The sequence below is a fragment of the Desulforhabdus sp. TSK genome (assembly GCF_022836495.1).
Taxonomy (GTDB): Bacteria; Desulfobacterota; Syntrophobacteria; order Syntrophobacterales; family Syntrophobacteraceae; genus Desulforhabdus.
In genome coordinates this window covers 61,397-78,600 of the sequence record NZ_BQXM01000009.1, presented here as the reverse complement: position 1 = coordinate 78,600, position 17,204 = coordinate 61,397, and the positions used below count along the sequence as shown (strand labels likewise).

16 protein-coding genes are annotated in these 17,204 nt (G+C 55.7%); 14 read left to right on the top strand and 2 right to left on the bottom strand.

Annotation, left to right across the window (positions count from 1 at the left end):
- The first annotated feature begins 24 nt into the window (after positions 1-24).
- Positions 25-765 carry a hypothetical protein gene (locus MWC30_RS07360; RefSeq protein ID WP_244083516.1) on the top strand — a complete coding sequence of 247 codons (741 nt, stop codon included), beginning with the start codon at positions 25-27 and terminating at the stop codon, positions 763-765.
- 86 nt (positions 766-851) lie between these two features.
- Here the strand turns inward: MWC30_RS07360 and proC are convergent, their stop codons facing one another.
- A complete protein-coding gene (proC, locus tag MWC30_RS07355) occupies positions 852-1,667 on the bottom strand; it encodes a pyrroline-5-carboxylate reductase (protein ID WP_244083515.1) in 816 nt (271 codons plus the stop codon).
- Between the two features lie 813 nt (positions 1,668-2,480).
- Between proC and MWC30_RS07350 the strand changes: the two genes are divergently transcribed.
- From MWC30_RS07350 to MWC30_RS07295, 12 genes are all read left to right on the top strand, one after another.
- Positions 2,481-2,864, top strand: coding sequence for an NADH-quinone oxidoreductase subunit A (locus tag MWC30_RS07350; protein WP_244083514.1), 384 nt, complete (start codon positions 2,481-2,483; stop codon positions 2,862-2,864).
- Positions 2,843-3,370, top strand: coding sequence for an NADH-quinone oxidoreductase subunit B (locus tag MWC30_RS07345; RefSeq protein WP_244083513.1), 528 nt, complete (start codon positions 2,843-2,845; stop codon positions 3,368-3,370). Before MWC30_RS07350 ends, MWC30_RS07345 begins: the two co-directional genes overlap by 22 nt.
- Before the next feature lie 3 nt (positions 3,371-3,373).
- The gene (locus MWC30_RS07340; RefSeq protein ID WP_244083512.1) at positions 3,374-3,847 is read left to right on the top strand and encodes an NADH-quinone oxidoreductase subunit C; all 474 of its coding nucleotides are present in this window, start codon (positions 3,374-3,376) and stop codon (positions 3,845-3,847) included.
- Positions 3,840-4,961 carry an NADH-quinone oxidoreductase subunit D gene (locus tag MWC30_RS07335; protein WP_244083511.1) on the top strand — a complete coding sequence of 374 codons (1,122 nt, stop codon included), beginning with the start codon at positions 3,840-3,842 and terminating at the stop codon, positions 4,959-4,961. Before MWC30_RS07340 ends, MWC30_RS07335 begins: the two co-directional genes overlap by 8 nt.
- A gap of 90 nt (positions 4,962-5,051) precedes the next feature.
- A complete protein-coding gene (gene nuoH, locus MWC30_RS07330; RefSeq protein ID WP_244083510.1) occupies positions 5,052-6,032 on the top strand; it encodes an NADH-quinone oxidoreductase subunit NuoH in 981 nt (326 codons plus the stop codon).
- 15 nt (positions 6,033-6,047) lie between these two features.
- Positions 6,048-6,488: an NADH-quinone oxidoreductase subunit I gene (locus tag MWC30_RS07325; RefSeq protein WP_244083509.1), complete on the top strand. Its 441-nt coding sequence runs from the start codon at positions 6,048-6,050 to the stop codon at positions 6,486-6,488.
- Between the two features lie 30 nt (positions 6,489-6,518).
- Positions 6,519-7,046 (top strand): NADH-quinone oxidoreductase subunit J, encoded by a 528-nt coding sequence (locus MWC30_RS07320; protein WP_244083508.1) that lies wholly within the window; start codon positions 6,519-6,521, stop codon positions 7,044-7,046.
- Positions 7,043-7,351, top strand: coding sequence for an NADH-quinone oxidoreductase subunit NuoK (gene nuoK / locus MWC30_RS07315; RefSeq protein ID WP_244083507.1), 309 nt, complete (start codon positions 7,043-7,045; stop codon positions 7,349-7,351). Before MWC30_RS07320 ends, nuoK begins: the two co-directional genes overlap by 4 nt.
- Positions 7,352-7,357: 6 nt before the next feature.
- Positions 7,358-9,322 carry an NADH-quinone oxidoreductase subunit L gene (locus MWC30_RS07310; protein WP_244083506.1) on the top strand — a complete coding sequence of 655 codons (1,965 nt, stop codon included), beginning with the start codon at positions 7,358-7,360 and terminating at the stop codon, positions 9,320-9,322.
- Positions 9,323-9,442: 120 nt separating this feature from the next.
- Positions 9,443-10,870, top strand: coding sequence for a NuoM family protein (locus MWC30_RS07305; RefSeq protein ID WP_244083505.1), 1,428 nt, complete (start codon positions 9,443-9,445; stop codon positions 10,868-10,870).
- 25 nt (positions 10,871-10,895) lie between these two features.
- Positions 10,896-12,320, top strand: coding sequence for an NADH-quinone oxidoreductase subunit N (locus tag MWC30_RS07300; RefSeq protein ID WP_244083504.1), 1,425 nt, complete (start codon positions 10,896-10,898; stop codon positions 12,318-12,320).
- A 109-nt stretch (positions 12,321-12,429) separates the two neighbouring features.
- On the top strand, positions 12,430-14,361 hold the full coding sequence (locus MWC30_RS07295) for an NADH-ubiquinone oxidoreductase-F iron-sulfur binding region domain-containing protein (RefSeq protein WP_244083503.1): 1,932 nt from the start codon (positions 12,430-12,432) through the stop codon (positions 14,359-14,361).
- A gap of 153 nt (positions 14,362-14,514) precedes the next feature.
- Here MWC30_RS07295 and MWC30_RS07290 read toward each other — a convergent pair whose 3' ends face one another.
- Complete coding sequence (locus MWC30_RS07290; RefSeq protein ID WP_244083502.1) at positions 14,515-15,822, bottom strand: U32 family peptidase; 1,308 nt, start codon at positions 15,820-15,822, stop codon at positions 14,515-14,517.
- Positions 15,823-16,036: 214 nt separating this feature from the next.
- Here MWC30_RS07290 and dprA point away from each other — a divergent pair, with 214 nt between their 5' ends.
- The gene (gene dprA, locus MWC30_RS07285; protein WP_244083501.1) at positions 16,037-17,185 is read left to right on the top strand and encodes a DNA-processing protein DprA; all 1,149 of its coding nucleotides are present in this window, start codon (positions 16,037-16,039) and stop codon (positions 17,183-17,185) included.
- The last annotated feature ends 19 nt before the right edge of the window (positions 17,186-17,204 follow it).

The window sequence follows — 17,204 nt, the reverse complement described above, 5'->3', positions numbered from 1 at the left end:
TTTTCATGGCGGAGGGAATGAGCGATGCGTAAAAAAGATGCCCGGCACATGGAATCATTGAGCGGAGACAAGACTCCGCCTGGGGGACCGTCAACGGCTGGCAGGTCTGCGGGAAGGGTCCTGGAAATTGTCCTCAAGTGCGATTCCTACGGAAGCACGGAGGCGGTTGTATCGGCGCTGAAAAAGATTCAGAGCCCGGAAGTCGAAGTGAGGATCATTTCTGCGGGAATTGGGACGATTGCCAAGTCGGATTTGCTGATGGCTTTATCGGGAAGTAAGCTGGTTCTGGGGTTTGATGTCGACATCATGCCCAGGCTGGAGAGCTGGCTGAAGGATCATGACGTCGAAGTGCGGCTGTACGATGTCATCTATAAGCTCGTTGAAGACGTCCATGGCATTGTACAGAGCATGCTCCCCCGAAAGATTGAAGAAAAAATTACGGGGAAGGCCCGTGTCATCGCTCTATTCAAAACACACCGCCATGGGATCATCCTGGGTTGTGAAGTCACGGAAGGAGTGTTTGCGGTGGGGAGCGACTTTCGACTCATCACGGCCATGGGCCCTGTTTACAGCGGAAAGCTGGAATCCCTCCAGATCGAAAGGAGGCCGGTGAAAGAGGGCAGAAGGGGCCAGCAGGTGGGATTGAAATTGGACGATTTCGGCGGGGCCAAGGTGGGGGACCTGGTAGAATGCTACCAGAGAGGGGGCGAGAAAGATGGTCAACCTTACAAGGCTTCGGGAAAAGTCCTATCGTTCAAGAAGTAGGGAAAAGGCCGGAGGTTGCAGAAGTTCCGGCCAGGATGACAGACCATGAGTGCCGGGTGAGACACTCATGACGTGAGAGAAAAGCGCTATTTTTTTCCAAGCTCCTGTGAGCGAAGGGTCGCTGCTTCCACCGCTTCCATGATTGCGCCGCGAACGCCCCTGTCTTCAAGGACCTGCAAGCCTCGAATCGTGGTTCCCCCCGGAGAGGTGATCAAATCTTTCAACACCGCAGGGTGGCTGCCGGTCTCCTGAACCATGCGGACAGTGCCCATGATGGTCTGGAGGACCAGATCGCGCGATGTCTGCCTGGGGAGTCCCATGAGGACCCCTGCATCGATGAGACCTTCGATAACGAGTAAAATATACGCGGGGCCGCTCCCGCTGAGCCCTGTGACAGCATCCATCAACGATTCCTGGACCTCGACGGCCTTGCCCACTGCCTGAAAGAGTGCCACTCCGATGTCCATGTGCCTGTCCTCTACGGCTGCTCCGCGGGCCAGAGTGGATGCGCCCTGCAGTACCAGGGCGGGAGTGTTGGGCATCACGCGGATGATGGGAGTCCCCTGGGGCAGGCCTGTCGAGAGAAAAGACAGGGAAACTCCCGCGGCGATGGAGATCACGAGGGGTGCATGGGCCAAGTGATCATGGATGTCCCCCAGGACGGCGGACATGGTCTGGGGCTTCACGGCCAGGAGGATGACGTCGGAGGTGGCCGCCAGTTCCCCTGCGTTGGGCTTGAGCTGTATTTTGTAAGTGCTTTCGAGGTATTTCATACGGGGTTTGCTGACGTCATAAACGGAGATCTGGCCGGCTTCCAATGAAGTGGCCGAAAGCAACCCTTTCATCAGCGCCTCACCCATGTTTCCTCCTCCAATGAAGCCGATACGCAGCGATTCGAACATTTATGCTTCTCCTTTTTGGTGTGGCTCTCGGGGTGAACTTTGTGAATAAATTCTCTGAAAACGGAGGCTTGTTTCGGGATATCGCATTCATGGAAACGGTGGCAGGGAAATTAATACTCGAATTAAGGTTGACACGCAAGCGCGATTCAGCTAGGGTCACCTTCGACCAGTTTTTTCTGCTTTGTGAATATTTTCTCCACAAGTCATCCTTATAAGACAAGATGCGCCGAAGGTGAGCGAAGCCTGTTCTGGTTGGTGCTGCAGTGCCTGAGCGAAAACACCGTTCGTCTTGATGCGTCCCGATTCCGCCCGGCCTTCGACGGATTCTGCCGGAGAAAGCTGGTACAGCCAGGACTCCTCGCTCCCCTCAAAAGAGAGCAATGTCCGCCTCGCGGTTGCTCTCTCGATATGCTCAGCTCCACTCTCAATGATTTGTCGTAACCCCTGGCTGAGACAGGCCCGTTCAGATGCATAGTTTCCAGCTTGACGCAAGTGAAAAATTGTGCGAAAAACTCACCCATTTAATACGCTGTGCAGGGAAAGCGCTGTGATGGGCCTTTGAGAGCGCCGTGGCTGGACGGCGCAAGGTGCATTGTCTCTGCGGCTTTGAGCTCTCGATGTCATGACTTTGTGGAAGGTCCCGCCCGGGACTCGGAGCATGGTGCGGGCAACCCGTGCGATGCCCGCTCAGGGGAGCGGAGCGTGGTGCCGGTGAGGGAAGTTCACAGGTTGTGGCACGTGGAAATATTTTTCTGGGGATGGGGGAACTTAAATTTGGCGCCATTTAAAATTGGACACTGAGCGGAGAATGGCATGCTGCCCAAAGAACTATTAACGGATTTTTTGTCAGTTGCACTGTATCTCCTGGTAGGCGTGATCTTTGCCGTTACGCCGATCATCGTCTCATCGCTGATCGTCAAGCGAAGCACCGGGAAAATGCGCGAGGAAACCTACGAAAGCGGGATGGAAACCATCGGGAGCGCGTGGATCCAGTTTACGGTGGCCTATTACATCTACGCCCTCATCTTCCTCGCCTTTGACGTCGATGTGCTATACCTCTTTCCCGTGGCATTGGCCTATGGCAAGTATGCCATTCGGGACCTGGTGGAAGTCTTTATCTTTGTGGGGATCTTGTCTTTAGCCATCGTTTATGCCTGGTGCAAAGGAGTGTTTGAGTGGAAGCCCAGAGAAGAATAGAACCCGGAGAACCGGTCATCAAATTTGCCCTTCTGGATGACATCCTGAATCTGGCGAGGGCCAACTCCCTCTGGCCCATGACCTTCGGTTTGGCCTGCTGCGCCATAGAGATGATGGCGGCGGGTGCATCGCGATTCGATCTGGACCGTTTCGGCGCCAACGTCTTCAGGCCGTCCCCCCGCCAATCCGACCTCATGATTGTTGCAGGAACGATCTCCAAGAAGATGGGGCCGGCTATTCAGAGGCTCTGGGACCAGATGCCCAATCCCAAATGGTGTATCGCCATGGGGAATTGTGCCATTTCCGGCGGTCCCTTCGAATATGACGGGCAGTATGCCATTGTCCCGGGCGCTCACCTGATCATTCCGGTGGACATCTGTGTTCCGGGGTGCCCTCCACGACCGGAAGGCCTCATTCAGGGACTCCTCGCCCTGGAAGACAAGATCACCCGTGGAGAAGACCGCAACTATCTGCGACGTTTCCATCGCAAGGGAGGCAAAGTTTAAATTATGGGCAAGGTGAACGATGTCTTACAGCGGTTCCGGGGAATGCCTGAAGGGGGGACGATTGTCAAAGATGACGCCTATAAGGCTGGGATCGCCTTTTCCATGCAGGTGCCTGCGGAGCGATTGCGCGAGGTTGCGGCGGTCCTGAACGAAATGGAATGTTATCTTGAATCGATGGCGGCCCTCGATTTTCAGGATACCTTCGAAATAGTCTATCATTTTAATTGTTTTGAGCCTCGGTCGCGGTTTGCTCTGCGGGTGTTGTGCGGTCATGACGAAGCGGTTCCCACCGTTTCGGATATTTTCAAGACGGCCATGTGGCAGGAGCGTGAGGTGCACGAATTTTTCGGCATACGCTTTGCCGACAACCCCGATTTGAGGCCTTTGTTGCTCCCGGAAGATACGGATGAACATCCGTTGAGGAAGACCTTTGGCAAAGTAAACGCTTACCGCAGACGAGAAGAAATCTATGGCTGAACAATTCTTAGAACCCGTTGTCGAGAATGTGTACACCCTGAACCTTGGGCCTCAGCACCCAAGCACTCACGGTGTACTCAGAGTCGTTTTGGACCTGGACGGTGAATTCATTGTCAGGACGGACCCGGTCATTGGCTACGGTCATCGCGGCCATGAAAAGATGGGGGAAAATCGTCTTTACAAGCAGTTCATGCCCAACACGAGCCGCATGGACTACCTTTCCGGTATGCTCTACAACCATGGGTACGTGCTGGCGGTGGAAAAGCTGGCAGGGATTGAAGTCCCCGAGCGGGCCAAGTATATCCGGGTCATTTGTTCGGAGCTGAACAGAATTTCGAGCCATCTCCTGTGGTTCGGCACCTACGTCATGGATTTGGGTGGATTCACCCCCTTCCTCTATGCCTTTGACGATCGCGAGCAGATTCTGGATATTCTGGACCGCGTGAGCGGTTCAAGGTTGACGTATTCCTACTGTCGTTTTGGCGGGGTCTGTCAGGATCTGGACTCAGTCTTTATCGACATGACCCGCGCCTTCCTCAAGAGGCTTCGCAGTCGCTGGTCCGATTATGAAAACCTGGTCACCAAGAACATCATTTTCATTCACCGGACACGCGATGTTGGCGTCATCAGCCTGGAGCAGGCGCGGCAGTTCGGAGTGACTGGACCCAATCTGAGGGCTTGCGGGGTCGCCTTCGACATGCGCAGGGCCGAGCCCTATGAAGTGTATGATCGGCTGGATTTCGAGATCCCCGTGGGGACGAAAGGGGATGCTCTCGACCGATATTACGTCCGTATGATCGAGATGGAGCAAAGCTGCCGTATCATCGAACAGGCTCTGGATCAGCTTCCCGGCGGGGCGTTCCTGAATCCCAAAGTTCCTGACCGGCTGCGGCCTCCCAAGGGAGACCTTTATTTTGGTTTTGAAAGTGCGAGGGGGCAGACGGGTTACTACATCGTGAGTGACGGCTCTACAATGCCCTATCGGCTCCATGTGAGAGTCCCCAGTTTCGGGAACCTCCATGTGCTCGTGGAAGCCTTTCAGGGGACTTTGCTCGCGGATGCTATTTCAACCATGGGCAGCGTGGATTTGGTCATCCCTGAGATTGATCGATAGGCGGTGTGGGGATTCAGCCGGTGGGGCGGTCGCGGAGGGAGAAATGCCGATGATCAGACTTCCGTACAATAAGCCGCAGGAGAGCAGAAAATGGGAAATGAAGTGGGTTCGGAGTGGATACGCCTTATAGTGGGGGCTGTGATAGCTTTAGCTTTTGCCTCCTTGAATGCCCTCTTTCTGGTTTGGTTGGAGCGAAAAGTGGCCGGTCACATCCAGCTCCGACCGGGACCGAAGGAAGTCGGGCCGTTCGGTCTGCTGCAGACCATCGCCGATGCTCTAAAGCTTGTGGGTAAAGAGCTCATTACACCCAGCGCAGCAGATAAGAAGTTATTTGTCATAGCACCGGTCCTCATCTTCATGCCGGTACTGGTGGGGTTTCTGGTTCTGCCCTTTGCCCCGGAGCTCATCATTCGCGACATGAACCTCGGGGTCCTCTTGATTTTCGCCTTCTCGACCTTCAGTGTTCTGGCGATCCTGGCGGGCGGATGGTCCTCCAACAACAAATACGCGCTGCTGGGTGCCATCCGGTCGGTGGCTCAGAACGTTGCCTATGAGATACCACTCCTGTTGACGGTCATGAGCGTCGTTCTCATGGTCAACTCCCTCAGGTTTTCGGAGATCGTTCAGGCTCAGGGCCACATCTGGTTCATATTCCTGCAGCCCGTCGCCGGGCTGATCTATCTGATTTCCGCCACGGCGGAGACCAACCGGGCTCCCTTCGACATCCCCGAAGCCGAATCGGAGCTCGTCGCAGGCTTCCACACGGAATACAGCGGCATGCGGTTCGGGTTGTTCTTCCTGGCGGAGTACACGAACATGTTCATCGTCAGTGCCGTGGCGACGAGCCTCTTTTTCGGCGGATGGCACGGACCCTTCGGGTTTGACATGAAGATCCCGGGCATCGTGTGGTTCATGCTGAAAACCTACTTTCTCATTTTTGTCATCATGTGGGTGCGCTGGACCTTTCCTCGGATCCGTTTCGATCAGCTGATGAACTTTTCCTGGAAGTTCATGATTCCCGTAAGTCTGGCCAATCTCCTGGTCACTGCGGTTGTTCTTAAATTCATATAGGCAGGGTGAGGGCATATGAGCTACTGGAAAGAAGTCATTAATGGTGGCTGGAGCTTGGTGGAGGGGATGCGAGTGACGTTCAGGCGATTGTATCGCCCGGTGGTTACTGTGCAGTATCCACGTCAGAAAGTAGAACTTTCACCTGCCTACCGCGGCCATATCGAATTTGTGAAATTCAAGGAAACGGGGACCCACAAGTGTGTTGCCTGCGGGCAGTGCCAGCGCATGTGTCCCAGCAATTTGATCAAGGTCCAGGGGATCAAGGAGCGGGCCAAAGGGCGCAAAGTGGGGACGCAATACTTCATTGATTTCACGCGATGCAGTTTGTGTGGTCTGTGCGTTGAGGTGTGTCCGACGAAAACTCTGAAGTTTTCCCGAGAGTATGAACTGGAAGGGGTATCTCGGTGGGATGGAGTGATCGATCTGATGGCCAGGTTGGGGGAAACTCGGCCTTAGCCGACTGATTCACTTGGAGGAAAGGGTATCATGAGCTTTCTGATAGGTACTGAAGCAATCGCACATGTCGCCTTCTGGATCGTGGTGGGCTTGACCTTCGGGGGCGCTGTCATCGCGGTTTTTCCGCGCAATATCATTTACAACGTATTGGGCCTTGTCATGGCCCTCTCCGGCGTGGCGGGTCTCTACCTGTATCTCGGGAGCTTCTTCATCGCGCTCATGCAGCTGCTGATCTATGTCGGCGCCATCTGCATTTCCATCGTCTTCGCCATCATGCTGTCGCGCCCGCTGCACCTGGAAGTCCCCAAGCGAAGCGTACCCAAGGTAGCCATGGCTGCAGGTGCCAGTGCGATCTTCTTCGCAGCGGTGGTGGGCGTGATTTTCAAAAGCAACTGGGTACCTGCTCCGGAACAGAGCGGGGACTGGTCCGTGGTCACCATCGGCCACTTGTTGCTCACCCGGTATGACCTCGTTTTCGAAGTCATCTCTCTCGTTCTGCTGGTGGCCATTATAGGGGCGATCGTGACGGCAGGATACAGTCGGAGGTTTAGCTCATGAACGCGCTGGGCACATACCTGATCATTGCAGCGTTGCTTTTCAGTTTGGGGCTGCTGGGGGTTTTACAGCGGCGGAATCTCATCGGTATGCTGATTGCGGTGGAATTGATGCTGAACGGGGCGAGCCTGAACTTCATGGCGTTCAATCGGTTTCTCGCTCCCGAGCCGGCTGTCGGACAGATCGTGACACTGTTCATCATGGGATTGGCGGCTGCGGAGGCGGCCATTGGGTTGAGTCTCATCCTTGCTCTGTTCCGCAAACTGCGTTCGATCAATGTGGAGCGTGCACAGCAACTGAAGGGATAAAAGTTTATGGATTGGCTTTTTAAAGATCCGGTTTTGTTGGCTGTTGCTTTGGGTACGGGCCTGCCTTTCCTGTCCATGGCGGTCATCTTGATCTTCACCCGGGGAAATCCGCGCGCCTCGTGCACCATCTCCATCAGCGCTGTCTGTACTTCTTTCGTGTGTGCGGTTTACCTGCTTGCCAAACTGTTTCACGCCAGCGCTCCCGTTCAGTATCAGACGGCCTGGCTGCTTGCCGATGACGTTCTGATACCCTTCGGCTATCTGCTGGATCCTTTGAGCCTCCTCATGCTGACCATCGTTGCCACCATCAGCATGCTGGTTCAGATCTACTCCCTGGGGTATATGGCGGGCGATCCTGGGTTCAGTCGGTACTACGCGTTCCACTCTCTCTTCGCATGGGCCATGATGAACATGGTCATCGCCCCCAGCATGTTTCAGCTCTTCATCTTCTGGGAGCTCGTGGGGCTCGCATCCTACCTGCTCATCGGCTTCTACTACGAGAAATACAGTGCTTCTCAAGCGGGCAAAAAAGCGTTCGTGATGACACGGTTCGCTGATTTGGGGTTCCTCATGGGACTACTCATCCTGGTGGTTGGATACGGGAACCTGAATATCCTCGACCTCTGCGAAGCCGGGAAGACCCATGCCCTGCCCAACATGCTCGTGACCGTTTCCGCCATGCTCATCTTCTGCGGTGTCATCGGAAAGAGCGCCCAGTTTCCGCTCCTCACATGGTTGCCGGACGCCATGGAAGGCCCCACCCCTGTCAGCGCGCTGCTCCATTCCGCCACCATGGTGGCCGCCGGTGTCTACATGTTCAGCAGGATTTTCCCCTTCTTTGCCTCGTCGCCGGATGCCATGACGATGGCTCTGACCATCGGGACCATCACGATGCTCCTGGCTTCCACCATGGCCATGGTGACCTACGATCTCAAGCAGGTGTGGGCCTATTCGACGGTGAGTCAGCTGGGGTTCATGGTCATGTCCCTGGCAGCGGGGGGGTACTTCGCCGGTGTGTTCCACCTGACCACCCATGCCGGCTTCAAAGCCCTGCTCTTCCTCTGTTCCGGTATCTTCATCCACGAATTTCACTCCAACGACATGCGGGTCATCGGGAAGCATGGAGGGCGAAACCTCCGCATCCCGCTCGTTTGCATGACGGTGGGTGCTCTGGCCCTTTCCGGTGTCTTCCCCTTTTCCGGGTTTTTCAGCAAGGAAGCGATCCTTGGGGTACTGGCCAATTCTCCCAACAAGATCTGGTTGTACGCCGGGCTTCTCGGGGCCCTGATGACGGCCTATTACAGCTTCCGCCTGATCTTCTTCGTGGTGTTTCCCAAGGGTGGTGTTGAAGAGCATCACGGACATCATGGTGAGGATGACCATGGGCATGAAGAGCATGGTGGAGAGCATCACGGCTATATTTTCTGGTGCATGGCCGTTCCCGTAATGGCTCTCGCCACGGTCACACTGCTGCTCGGTTTCTTCCAGTCGGCCCTGGAGGGATTCCTCATGGGGCCCAGCAGCGCCGTTCAGGCTGTTGCGGCGCATGGTGCACATGCCGGAGGAGAAGCTCAGGCGGCGGGTCACGGTGCCGGGCACTACGTACTCCTCTTTACCGCTGTAAGTCTTGGTCTGGGTGGAATTTTCTGGGCCTACATGGAATTTGGCAGGAGAGGGGCTGCACAGGAAGGATTCCTCTCCAAACTTCCTCAAATCCAGGAGTTGTTCGCCAGACGCTGGTATATGGACGATTTCCTCAGAAAGTCCCTGGATAATTTCATATATGCCGGTCTTACCAGTGCGTTTACGAAGAATGACAGGCGCATCATCGATGGAGGCATCGACGGCATCTGCTTCTTCACCGTGGCTGGTGGGCGTGTCTTCAGCTTTCTGCAGTCGGGCATGCTCCAGCACAATCTGCTGGTGATGGTGGCTGCCGTTGGCTTGGTGGTTCTCTATTTCCTCTTCTAGAAGCAACTGCACCATTGACGTGAAAGGGCAATTAAGAATTAACCCACTTTCTGAGTAGCGGACGGACTGCTTATGATTTCGATGGAGATGGCTCATTTTCCAATCCTGACAGCAATCTTGATGTCAACTATTGTCGGCTTGCTGGTCATCTTGTGTATTCCCGATGACCGACCCAAACTGGTCAAGCAGGTCAGCTTCATTTTTGCCGCCATAGGACTGGTGCTTGCGCTTTGGCTTTATCAAGCCTATGACGTACAAAAGGGGGGGCTTCAATTCGCCGAGCGGTATCTTTGGGTCAAGAGCCTCGGCATCTACTGGTTCAATGGCGTGGACGGAATCAATCTTCCCATGATCCTGCTGACGGCGGTGGTGCTCTTTACCGGTGTCTGGACCATGTGGGACCTGGAGGTGCGGGTGAAGGAGTTTTTTGCCCTGATTTACCTGCTGGTGGCCGGAGTATACGGCGTCTTCATGTCCATGGACCTCTTCTGGATTTTCGTGTGGTACGACGTCTCGCTCTTTCCCATGTACCCTCTGATCGCCATCTGGGGTGGAACACGCAAGGAATACGGGGCCATGAAGCTCACCCTTTACCTCCTTGCCGGAAGTGCCTTCATCCTGCCGGGCATCCTTTATCTGTGGGCATCGGCCGGTGGAGTGACCTTCGACCTGTTTGAGCTGCAGCGTATCGGCTTCAGCCCCTTCGTCCAGAAGGTCGCTTTTGTCATGCTCTACATCGGATTCGGCATTCTCGCAGCGGTCTGGCCGTTCCACACATGGTCTCCTGTCGGCCACGTGGCGGCACCGACTGCCGTGAGCATGATTCACGCCGGTGTTCTTATGAAGCTCGGTGCGTATGGAATCCTGAGGCTCGGGATGACCCTCTGCCCCGAGGGGCTCGTCTACTGGGCGGATCTGATGGCACTCCTTGCCACCATCGCCATCGTGTATGGGGCGCTTGTGGGCCTGGCACAAACCGATCTGAAATACGTCATCGGTTATTCCAGTGTGTCTCACATGGGGATGGTAGGCCTCGGACTCTCCACCATGACCGTCAACGGGATCAACGGAGCAGTCTTCCAGATGTTCGCTCACGGGGTCATGACAGCCCTTTTCTTCTCCTCGGTGGGTTACATTTATGACCGAACCCATACCAAGATGATTCCCGACCTCGGTGGCCTTTCCAGGACGATGCCCGTTGCGTCGAGCTTTTTCATCATCGCCGCATTCGCGGGGATAGGGGTCCCGTGCATGGCCAGCTTCTGGGCAGAACTGATGGTATTCGTTGCCGCCGTCAAAACATATCCGGTACGGGGAATCCTGGCAGTAACAGGCCTGGTGGTCAGCGCACTGTTCATGTTGCGGGTTGTGCAGAAGACCTTTTATGGCGAGAGAAACGAACGATGGGCTCATATTCCTGACGTGCCACTGTTCCTGGCGGCTCCCCGCATCATTCTGGTGGGGATCATACTCTTTTTCGGTATGTTCCCGAAACTGATGCTGGATGTCATCCAAAGTGCGGTGGTTCCATTTGTGGGGAACTTATAGGCCTAAGTGAGGGGAAGACGTGGCGATGATGAAATGGGTCCTTTTTATTCCTGAATTGTATTATGTTCTGTTCGGCCTGGTGTTTTTCATTTTGTCGCTCAGCAAAAACGCCTCATCGAAACGGCTTCATGGCATTGCCATGACCCTTGCCGGGGTTGGTGTTCTGGTGACGGTGTTCTGCGCGCGGCAGACTGGAATGGTGTTTTTCGACGCCTACCGGGTCGACCTCTTCAGTCAAACCTTTAAATTGCTCCTATCGCTCGGAACCTTCTGGGTGATCTCTTCATGCAACGAGCTCAAGGGCATCGACGAAAGACAGCACCCCGAGTTCTATTTCCTCATTTCCATCTGCACCCTGGGCATGATGATGCTGGTCAGTGCGGTGGAGCTCCTCACCATCTACGTTGCCATCGAGCTTTCCTCCTACACGCTCTTTTTGCTGGTCCCCATGCGACGGAATGCGGATGTGTACGCAGAAACGGGGATCAAATATTTCATGGTGGGGGTCACGGCCTCGGCATTCATGATCTTTGGGATCAGCCTCATTTTTGGGATGGCGCATACGACCTACGTGACGGACATCTTGAGGGTCCTGCCGGGCGTCATTCATGAGCCCGCGGCAATCGCAGGTCTGGTGCTGGCCCTGTGTGGATTCTTCTTCAAGCAGGCGCTGTTCCCCTTTCACAGCTGGGCCCCCGATGTCTACCAGGGCGCTGCCAACCAGGTGACCACCTTCATTGCGACGGCTTCCAAGATGGCCGCTGCAGCCATGGTCATCCGGTTCGTCGGTTTCTCGGGCGGGGAGAGCGAGGTGCTCGTCAATGTGTTGATGACCCTCTCCATTCTTTCCATGACCTTCGGCAACCTGGTGGCCATCATCCAGAAGGACATCAAACGCCTTCTGGCCTACTCCAGCATCGCCCATGCCGGGTATATGCTCGTGGGCATTCTCAGCATGAGCGAGCGTGGATTTGCCAGCGCCATTTATTATGCCCTGGCCTACCTGGTGATGAACTATGCTGTCTTCATGGTCATCATGAAAATTGCCGACGATGGGCATAACCTTCAGATCAAGGAGCTCGCAGGGCTGCACAAACGGTCGCCTTTGTTGGCCATGACGTTGATGATGGGGCTTTTCGGCCTGGCGGGGATCCCGCCCACGGTGGGCTTTACGGGAAAATTCCTCGTATTTGCAGCTGCCCTGGAAAAAGGGTACCTTGCTCTGGTTGTCATCGGTATGGTGAACGCCACAATATCGCTCTACTACTATCTCATTGTCATCAAGGCAGCCTATCTCCTGGAGCCTGTTCGGCCCTATCCTGCGATTCGCATCGACGCATGGACACGCTCCATGAGTCTTGCACTGGTTGGATTGAGCGTATACCTTGGGATTTTTCCAGACAAATTTGTGGCGCTGACTGAAGCGGCCGCTCGCAGTCTTCCTTACTAGGGGAGACTCCCAGCCTGAGGCGGGGATCGATATGGATGGATGCCCGGCACTGTAGTGGAAAAGGTGGCCGCAGAGTTTGTTATGCTGGATGATAAGGAAGAGAGCCGTTATGGGTATATTTAAAGAACTTACTCAAGCACTGAAGAATGATCCATGGATTCCCTTCTCCAAGAAAGGCTCGAAGCCTTCAGCGAAGGCAGCAGCGCCTCCCAGGCCTGAATCGAAGGGCAAGGGCTTTTGCGGTCCGGGCTCGGCTCAGCCGTGCATTACCGTGTGTGTTCCTCGGGCGGGCTGCACGTGTGAGTGTGAAGCCATTCGGGAGGGCTTGCTTGCCGAGATCCAGCAGCAGGGTCTTCAGGTGGTTGTGGGTAAGGCCAAGATGGGTTGCTCGGGGACCTGTGCCAACGGACCTTTCATCGGTTTCCCTCAGAGAGGTTTCTTTTACTTGAGGGTTCAGACCCAGGATATTCCTGATATCGTCCATGAAACCCTGGAGAAAAGGAACATCCTTTTCCCTCTCCTGTCCACCAATCCGGACCACTCCTACCGCAGTGATGTCTATTTCGAGAGAGATACCGGTTTTCTTGGGGTGATGGACGAGAAGACCTCCATGGTGCAGGTCGCCAAATACTTTCTGGACTTCGAGGAGGGACTGTCCTGCGGAAAGTGTACCCCCTGCCGCGTGGGCATCAAGCGATTGAACGAAAGCATGGAGCGTATCGTTTCCGGACAGGGAACCACCGAAGATCTTCGCACGGTCAAGATGCTTTGCGAGACCTTGAGGGATGCCCCGCATTGTGACTTTGCAGCCGCCAGCAGCAAGCCCGTGCTCAGTGCGGTGACATTCTTCGAAAACGAGTTTCTGGCGATCGTGAAAGAAGTGCCTCCTGCGCCTGAGCCCGTCAAAGAGAGTGCCGGCGAAAAAAAAAATCGTAAGCTAGACGAGGAACAGGCCAAAACTGCTGAGCGTGCCAAGCGGGTCGGTCAAGAAAAGATCGAAATACTCCAGGTGGAAGAAGCTGTTCTGCCAGAGGCCGTACCCGAGGCTCCAGCCGAGGCAGTCGTGGCTGCTGCGGTTGTCACTGAACCTGCTGCCGAGGCTCCCCTTCCGGAGCCTGCTCCCGAGGCCGCCGCGGATTTAGTGGAGGAAGCGGTTGCAGCGCCGCAACCGGTGGAAGCAGTTGAGGCTGTTGAGGTACCTGAGCCTGTAGAAGCGGAGCCCGAGGCGAAAGCTGAGGAGCCCATTGCCGCTGCAGTGCCTGCAGCCGAAGAGGGAATGCCTTCAGAAGAAGCTGCAGCCGAGCCTGTTCAGGAAATGACGGCGTTGGTCGAGGAGGCAGTGGGCGAACCGGAAGGCCCCCTCCAGCAGGAGGAAGCTCCACAAGAGCAGCCTGCTCCTGAGGAGATGCAGGCTGAGCCAGTGGTGGACATCGAAGCTCCTTCCGTGGTTGAAGAGATCTCTGCCGAGGTCCAGGAAGCGACGGAGGAGCCTGCAGCGGGGGCGATCGTTGGGGATGCGCCGCCGGTTTCTCCTGCAGAGCTTATTGAGACTGCAGGAACTGAAGAGACCGGGCCAGTGGAAGCAGAAGCTGCCGTGGAGAGTGAGCCTGCCGCCGAAGTGGTGGAAGAGCCCCCTCCTGCACTGGAGGTCGCTGCCGTGGAGGCGGAGGAGAAGATCGAGGCTATCGCTGCTGTTGTGGAAGTGGCGGAGGTAGAAGAGGAGAAGCAAGCAGAAGCTGCAGCCACTGAGACTGTCGCTGAGCCCGGTGAAGGCGTGGAGTCAGAAGGCCTTGGTCGGGATGCCGGTCTGGAGGTGGAGATTGCCCCATCTTTTGCTCCCCCACAGGAGACAGTGCCGGAAATGGTTGTGGAGACAGGTGAGGCAGCTCCAGCGGAAGAGGGCGAAGCGCAGGTCGAAAAGCAGGAAGGCAAGACTAAAAAGACCGGCGGCTCGAAGGCCAAAGGCGCTAAAGCCAAGAGCGACAAGGAAAAGACTTCCGGAAAGAAGAAAAAGAAGGGTTCGTCAGGCGGCAAGAAGTAGGGAATTTGAGAGTGCGGCAGGGAATGAGCGAAGGGTTCCCTGCGGCAGCGCCGCATTGAGGTATTTATGGCCGGGATTCCCCTTGGCGGGAAATTCCGGCCATTTTGTTGAAGGCGAAAAACGTGGAAGGAGCGTCCCGCTCGGGCGATTCCGTCAACGCCTGGAAGATAAATTCTCGGGGGCGTCCCGGGTCATGCGGATTACCTGCAAAGGGAATGTGCTGAAAGGCACCTGGAAAAAAATCCGTGTATTGGGCTGTGCGACCTGAAGCAGATTCCCAAAAGAGTCGTAAAACGCTGTCAAAACATGCTTCTCCGTTCTGCCGTCGGGGCAGAGAAACTCGAGGGTCATGCCTGGAAAAAGGCGGTTTCTCACTTCAACTGCGACGGTATACTCGGACAATCCTGGGTGGCAATTACCGAGCAAGTCCTGCGAGTCATGTTCCCGGACGATACCTGCGAGTGTGTGAGATTGATCGTAGGGCTTTGAGGTATCGGTTTCCTGGTGTAAAGCGTGATCTTCGGGATAAAGTAGACCTTTGCTGTAAGGCCGATGACTGACATGCTCCAGATCCTCAATGCACCGTGAGGGCAGCTGGAAGCCCTGTGGATCTTCCCAATATGCGTCAATTACCTGACGATAAGCTCGGGTGACCCCGGCCAGGTAAAGGAGTCCCTTCATCCGTCCTTCGATCTTCAGGGATTCAATGCCGAGATCCATGAGAAGAGGAATTTCCTTGAGGAGGCAAAGATCCTTGGAATTGAAAATGTAGGAACCGTGCTCGTCTTCGAAGATGGGGAAGTATTGACCCGGACGCTTCTGCTCCACCAGCCGATAGGACCAGCGGCAGGGTTGGGTGCAGAGCCCGCGGTTGGCGCTTCTGTCGTTCAGGAATGCGCTGAGCAGGCACCTTCCGGAATAAGAAACGCACATGGCGCCGTGGATGAATATTTCCAGCTCAACGTCTGTCTCACGCCGGATCTGGGAAATTTCTTCCAGCGAGAGCTCGCGGGCAAGATTGACCCGGCGGATGCCGTGCTGCTTCCAGAGCTCTATGCTGAGGGCATTGGTGGTATTGGCCTGGGTGCTGAGATGGACAGGGGTGTTCGGTGCCGAGGCCCTACAGAGGAGGAGGATGCCCGGATCGCTCACGATGATGGCATCCACCGCGATTTCCTCCAGATATCGAAGGTACTTGGGTAGAGGCCCCAAGTCGGATTGTCGTGCGAAGGAATTGACGGTCACATAGAGTTTTTTTCCCAGTTTACGAGCGAGGCGGGAAGCCTCGGCCAGCTCTTCAAGGCTGAGGTTGCCGGCGAAGGCGCGGAGACTGTATTCTTTTCCTCCGGCATAGACGGCATCGGCACCATAAAGAAACGCCACCCGGCACTTCTCCAGGCTGCCGGCCGGTGCGAGGAGCTCGGGTTTTCTGCTTCGAGATTGAGGGGTTTTTGACGGCACGTTTTCATTCCCTTCAGGAGTGCTGGGATGAGGACAGCACCTGACAGCCATTTGCCCATTGGAACAAATGTTGTAATGTCAAAAAAGAGATCCTGGATTTGACAAATCTACAAGGCATCTGTACTTATCATTCCGGTGATTCGCCTGGCAAGAGTGATGGGGGGTCCCTCACATCGTGGAGTGGCAGTCACGGGGAGTTGTTTGAGACGAGAGCATGCACAATAACGACCATCCACCAGCACCGAAAGCCGATCGACTCGCCTGGCTCAGTCTCAAATTGATTGCGGATTTGGGCAACCGGTCGCTGCTGCGTCTCGTGCGGCATTTCGGCTCTCCACAGGCTGTTCTCAATGCCGGCTGTGATGAGGTTGCGGCAGTTCCGGGGCTTCGTGAGCACGCCAGGGCGGCTCTCCAAAAGAGGGCTCTGCTGCGTCCCCCTTCCGAAGAATGGGAGGCTCTCCAAAGAGAGGGAATTCGACTCCTGTGCCTGGGAGACCCGGATTACCCGGTAAACCTTGCGCACATTCCAGACCCCCCGGTCGTACTCTTTGTGCGCGGAAGCCTCGAGCCGCGTGACTTTGTATCCATCGCGGTCGTCGGGTCGCGCGCGGCTTCGCCCCTCGGGATGGCCTTTACGGAAAAATTGAGCATGGAATTGGCGGAGTTTGGGGTTACCATTGTCAGCGGACTCGCTGTTGGGATAGACAGTGCCGCCCATCGGGGGGCGATCAAGGGCAATGGACGCACTCTGGCCGTGTTGGGCTGCGGACTGGATGTGGATTATCCGGTGGCCAACTCTAAGCTGCGGACCGAAATTGTTTCACGCGGCGCCCTGCTCAGCGAATTTCCCCGCATGACTCCACCGGCTCCCGGACACTTCCCTCAGAGGAACCGCATCATCAGTGGATTGACCCTGGGCGTCGTGGTGGTGGAGGCGGCCCACCGGAGTGGATCGCTCATCACGGCACGGCTCGCTTTGGAACAGGGGCGGGAGGTTTTTGCCGTTCCGGGTGTGGCGCGGCATTATCGCAGTGAGGGGCCGCATCGCCTGTTGAAACAGGGTGCCAAGCTCGTGGAGAGCGCGGAGGATGTGCTGGAAGAAATTCGGCCATTGATCCGCCCGAGCGGGAAAGAGAAACCCCGTGAGGAAAATGTTCGCCCCGAGGTGATGCAGCTTTCTGCGGATGAGAGCCTGCTTCTGGGTGTGCTGGATGAGAATCCCCGTCATGTTGATGACATCTGCCGATCCGTGATGAAGCCTGTCGCTCAGGTGACAGCGGGTTTGTTGTCCCTGGAGCTCAAGGGGATGGTCAAACAATTACCGGGTATGTATTTTGTGTATTTTCGTAACAGCTTGCTTTGAAATAGGAAATGAGGTTTTC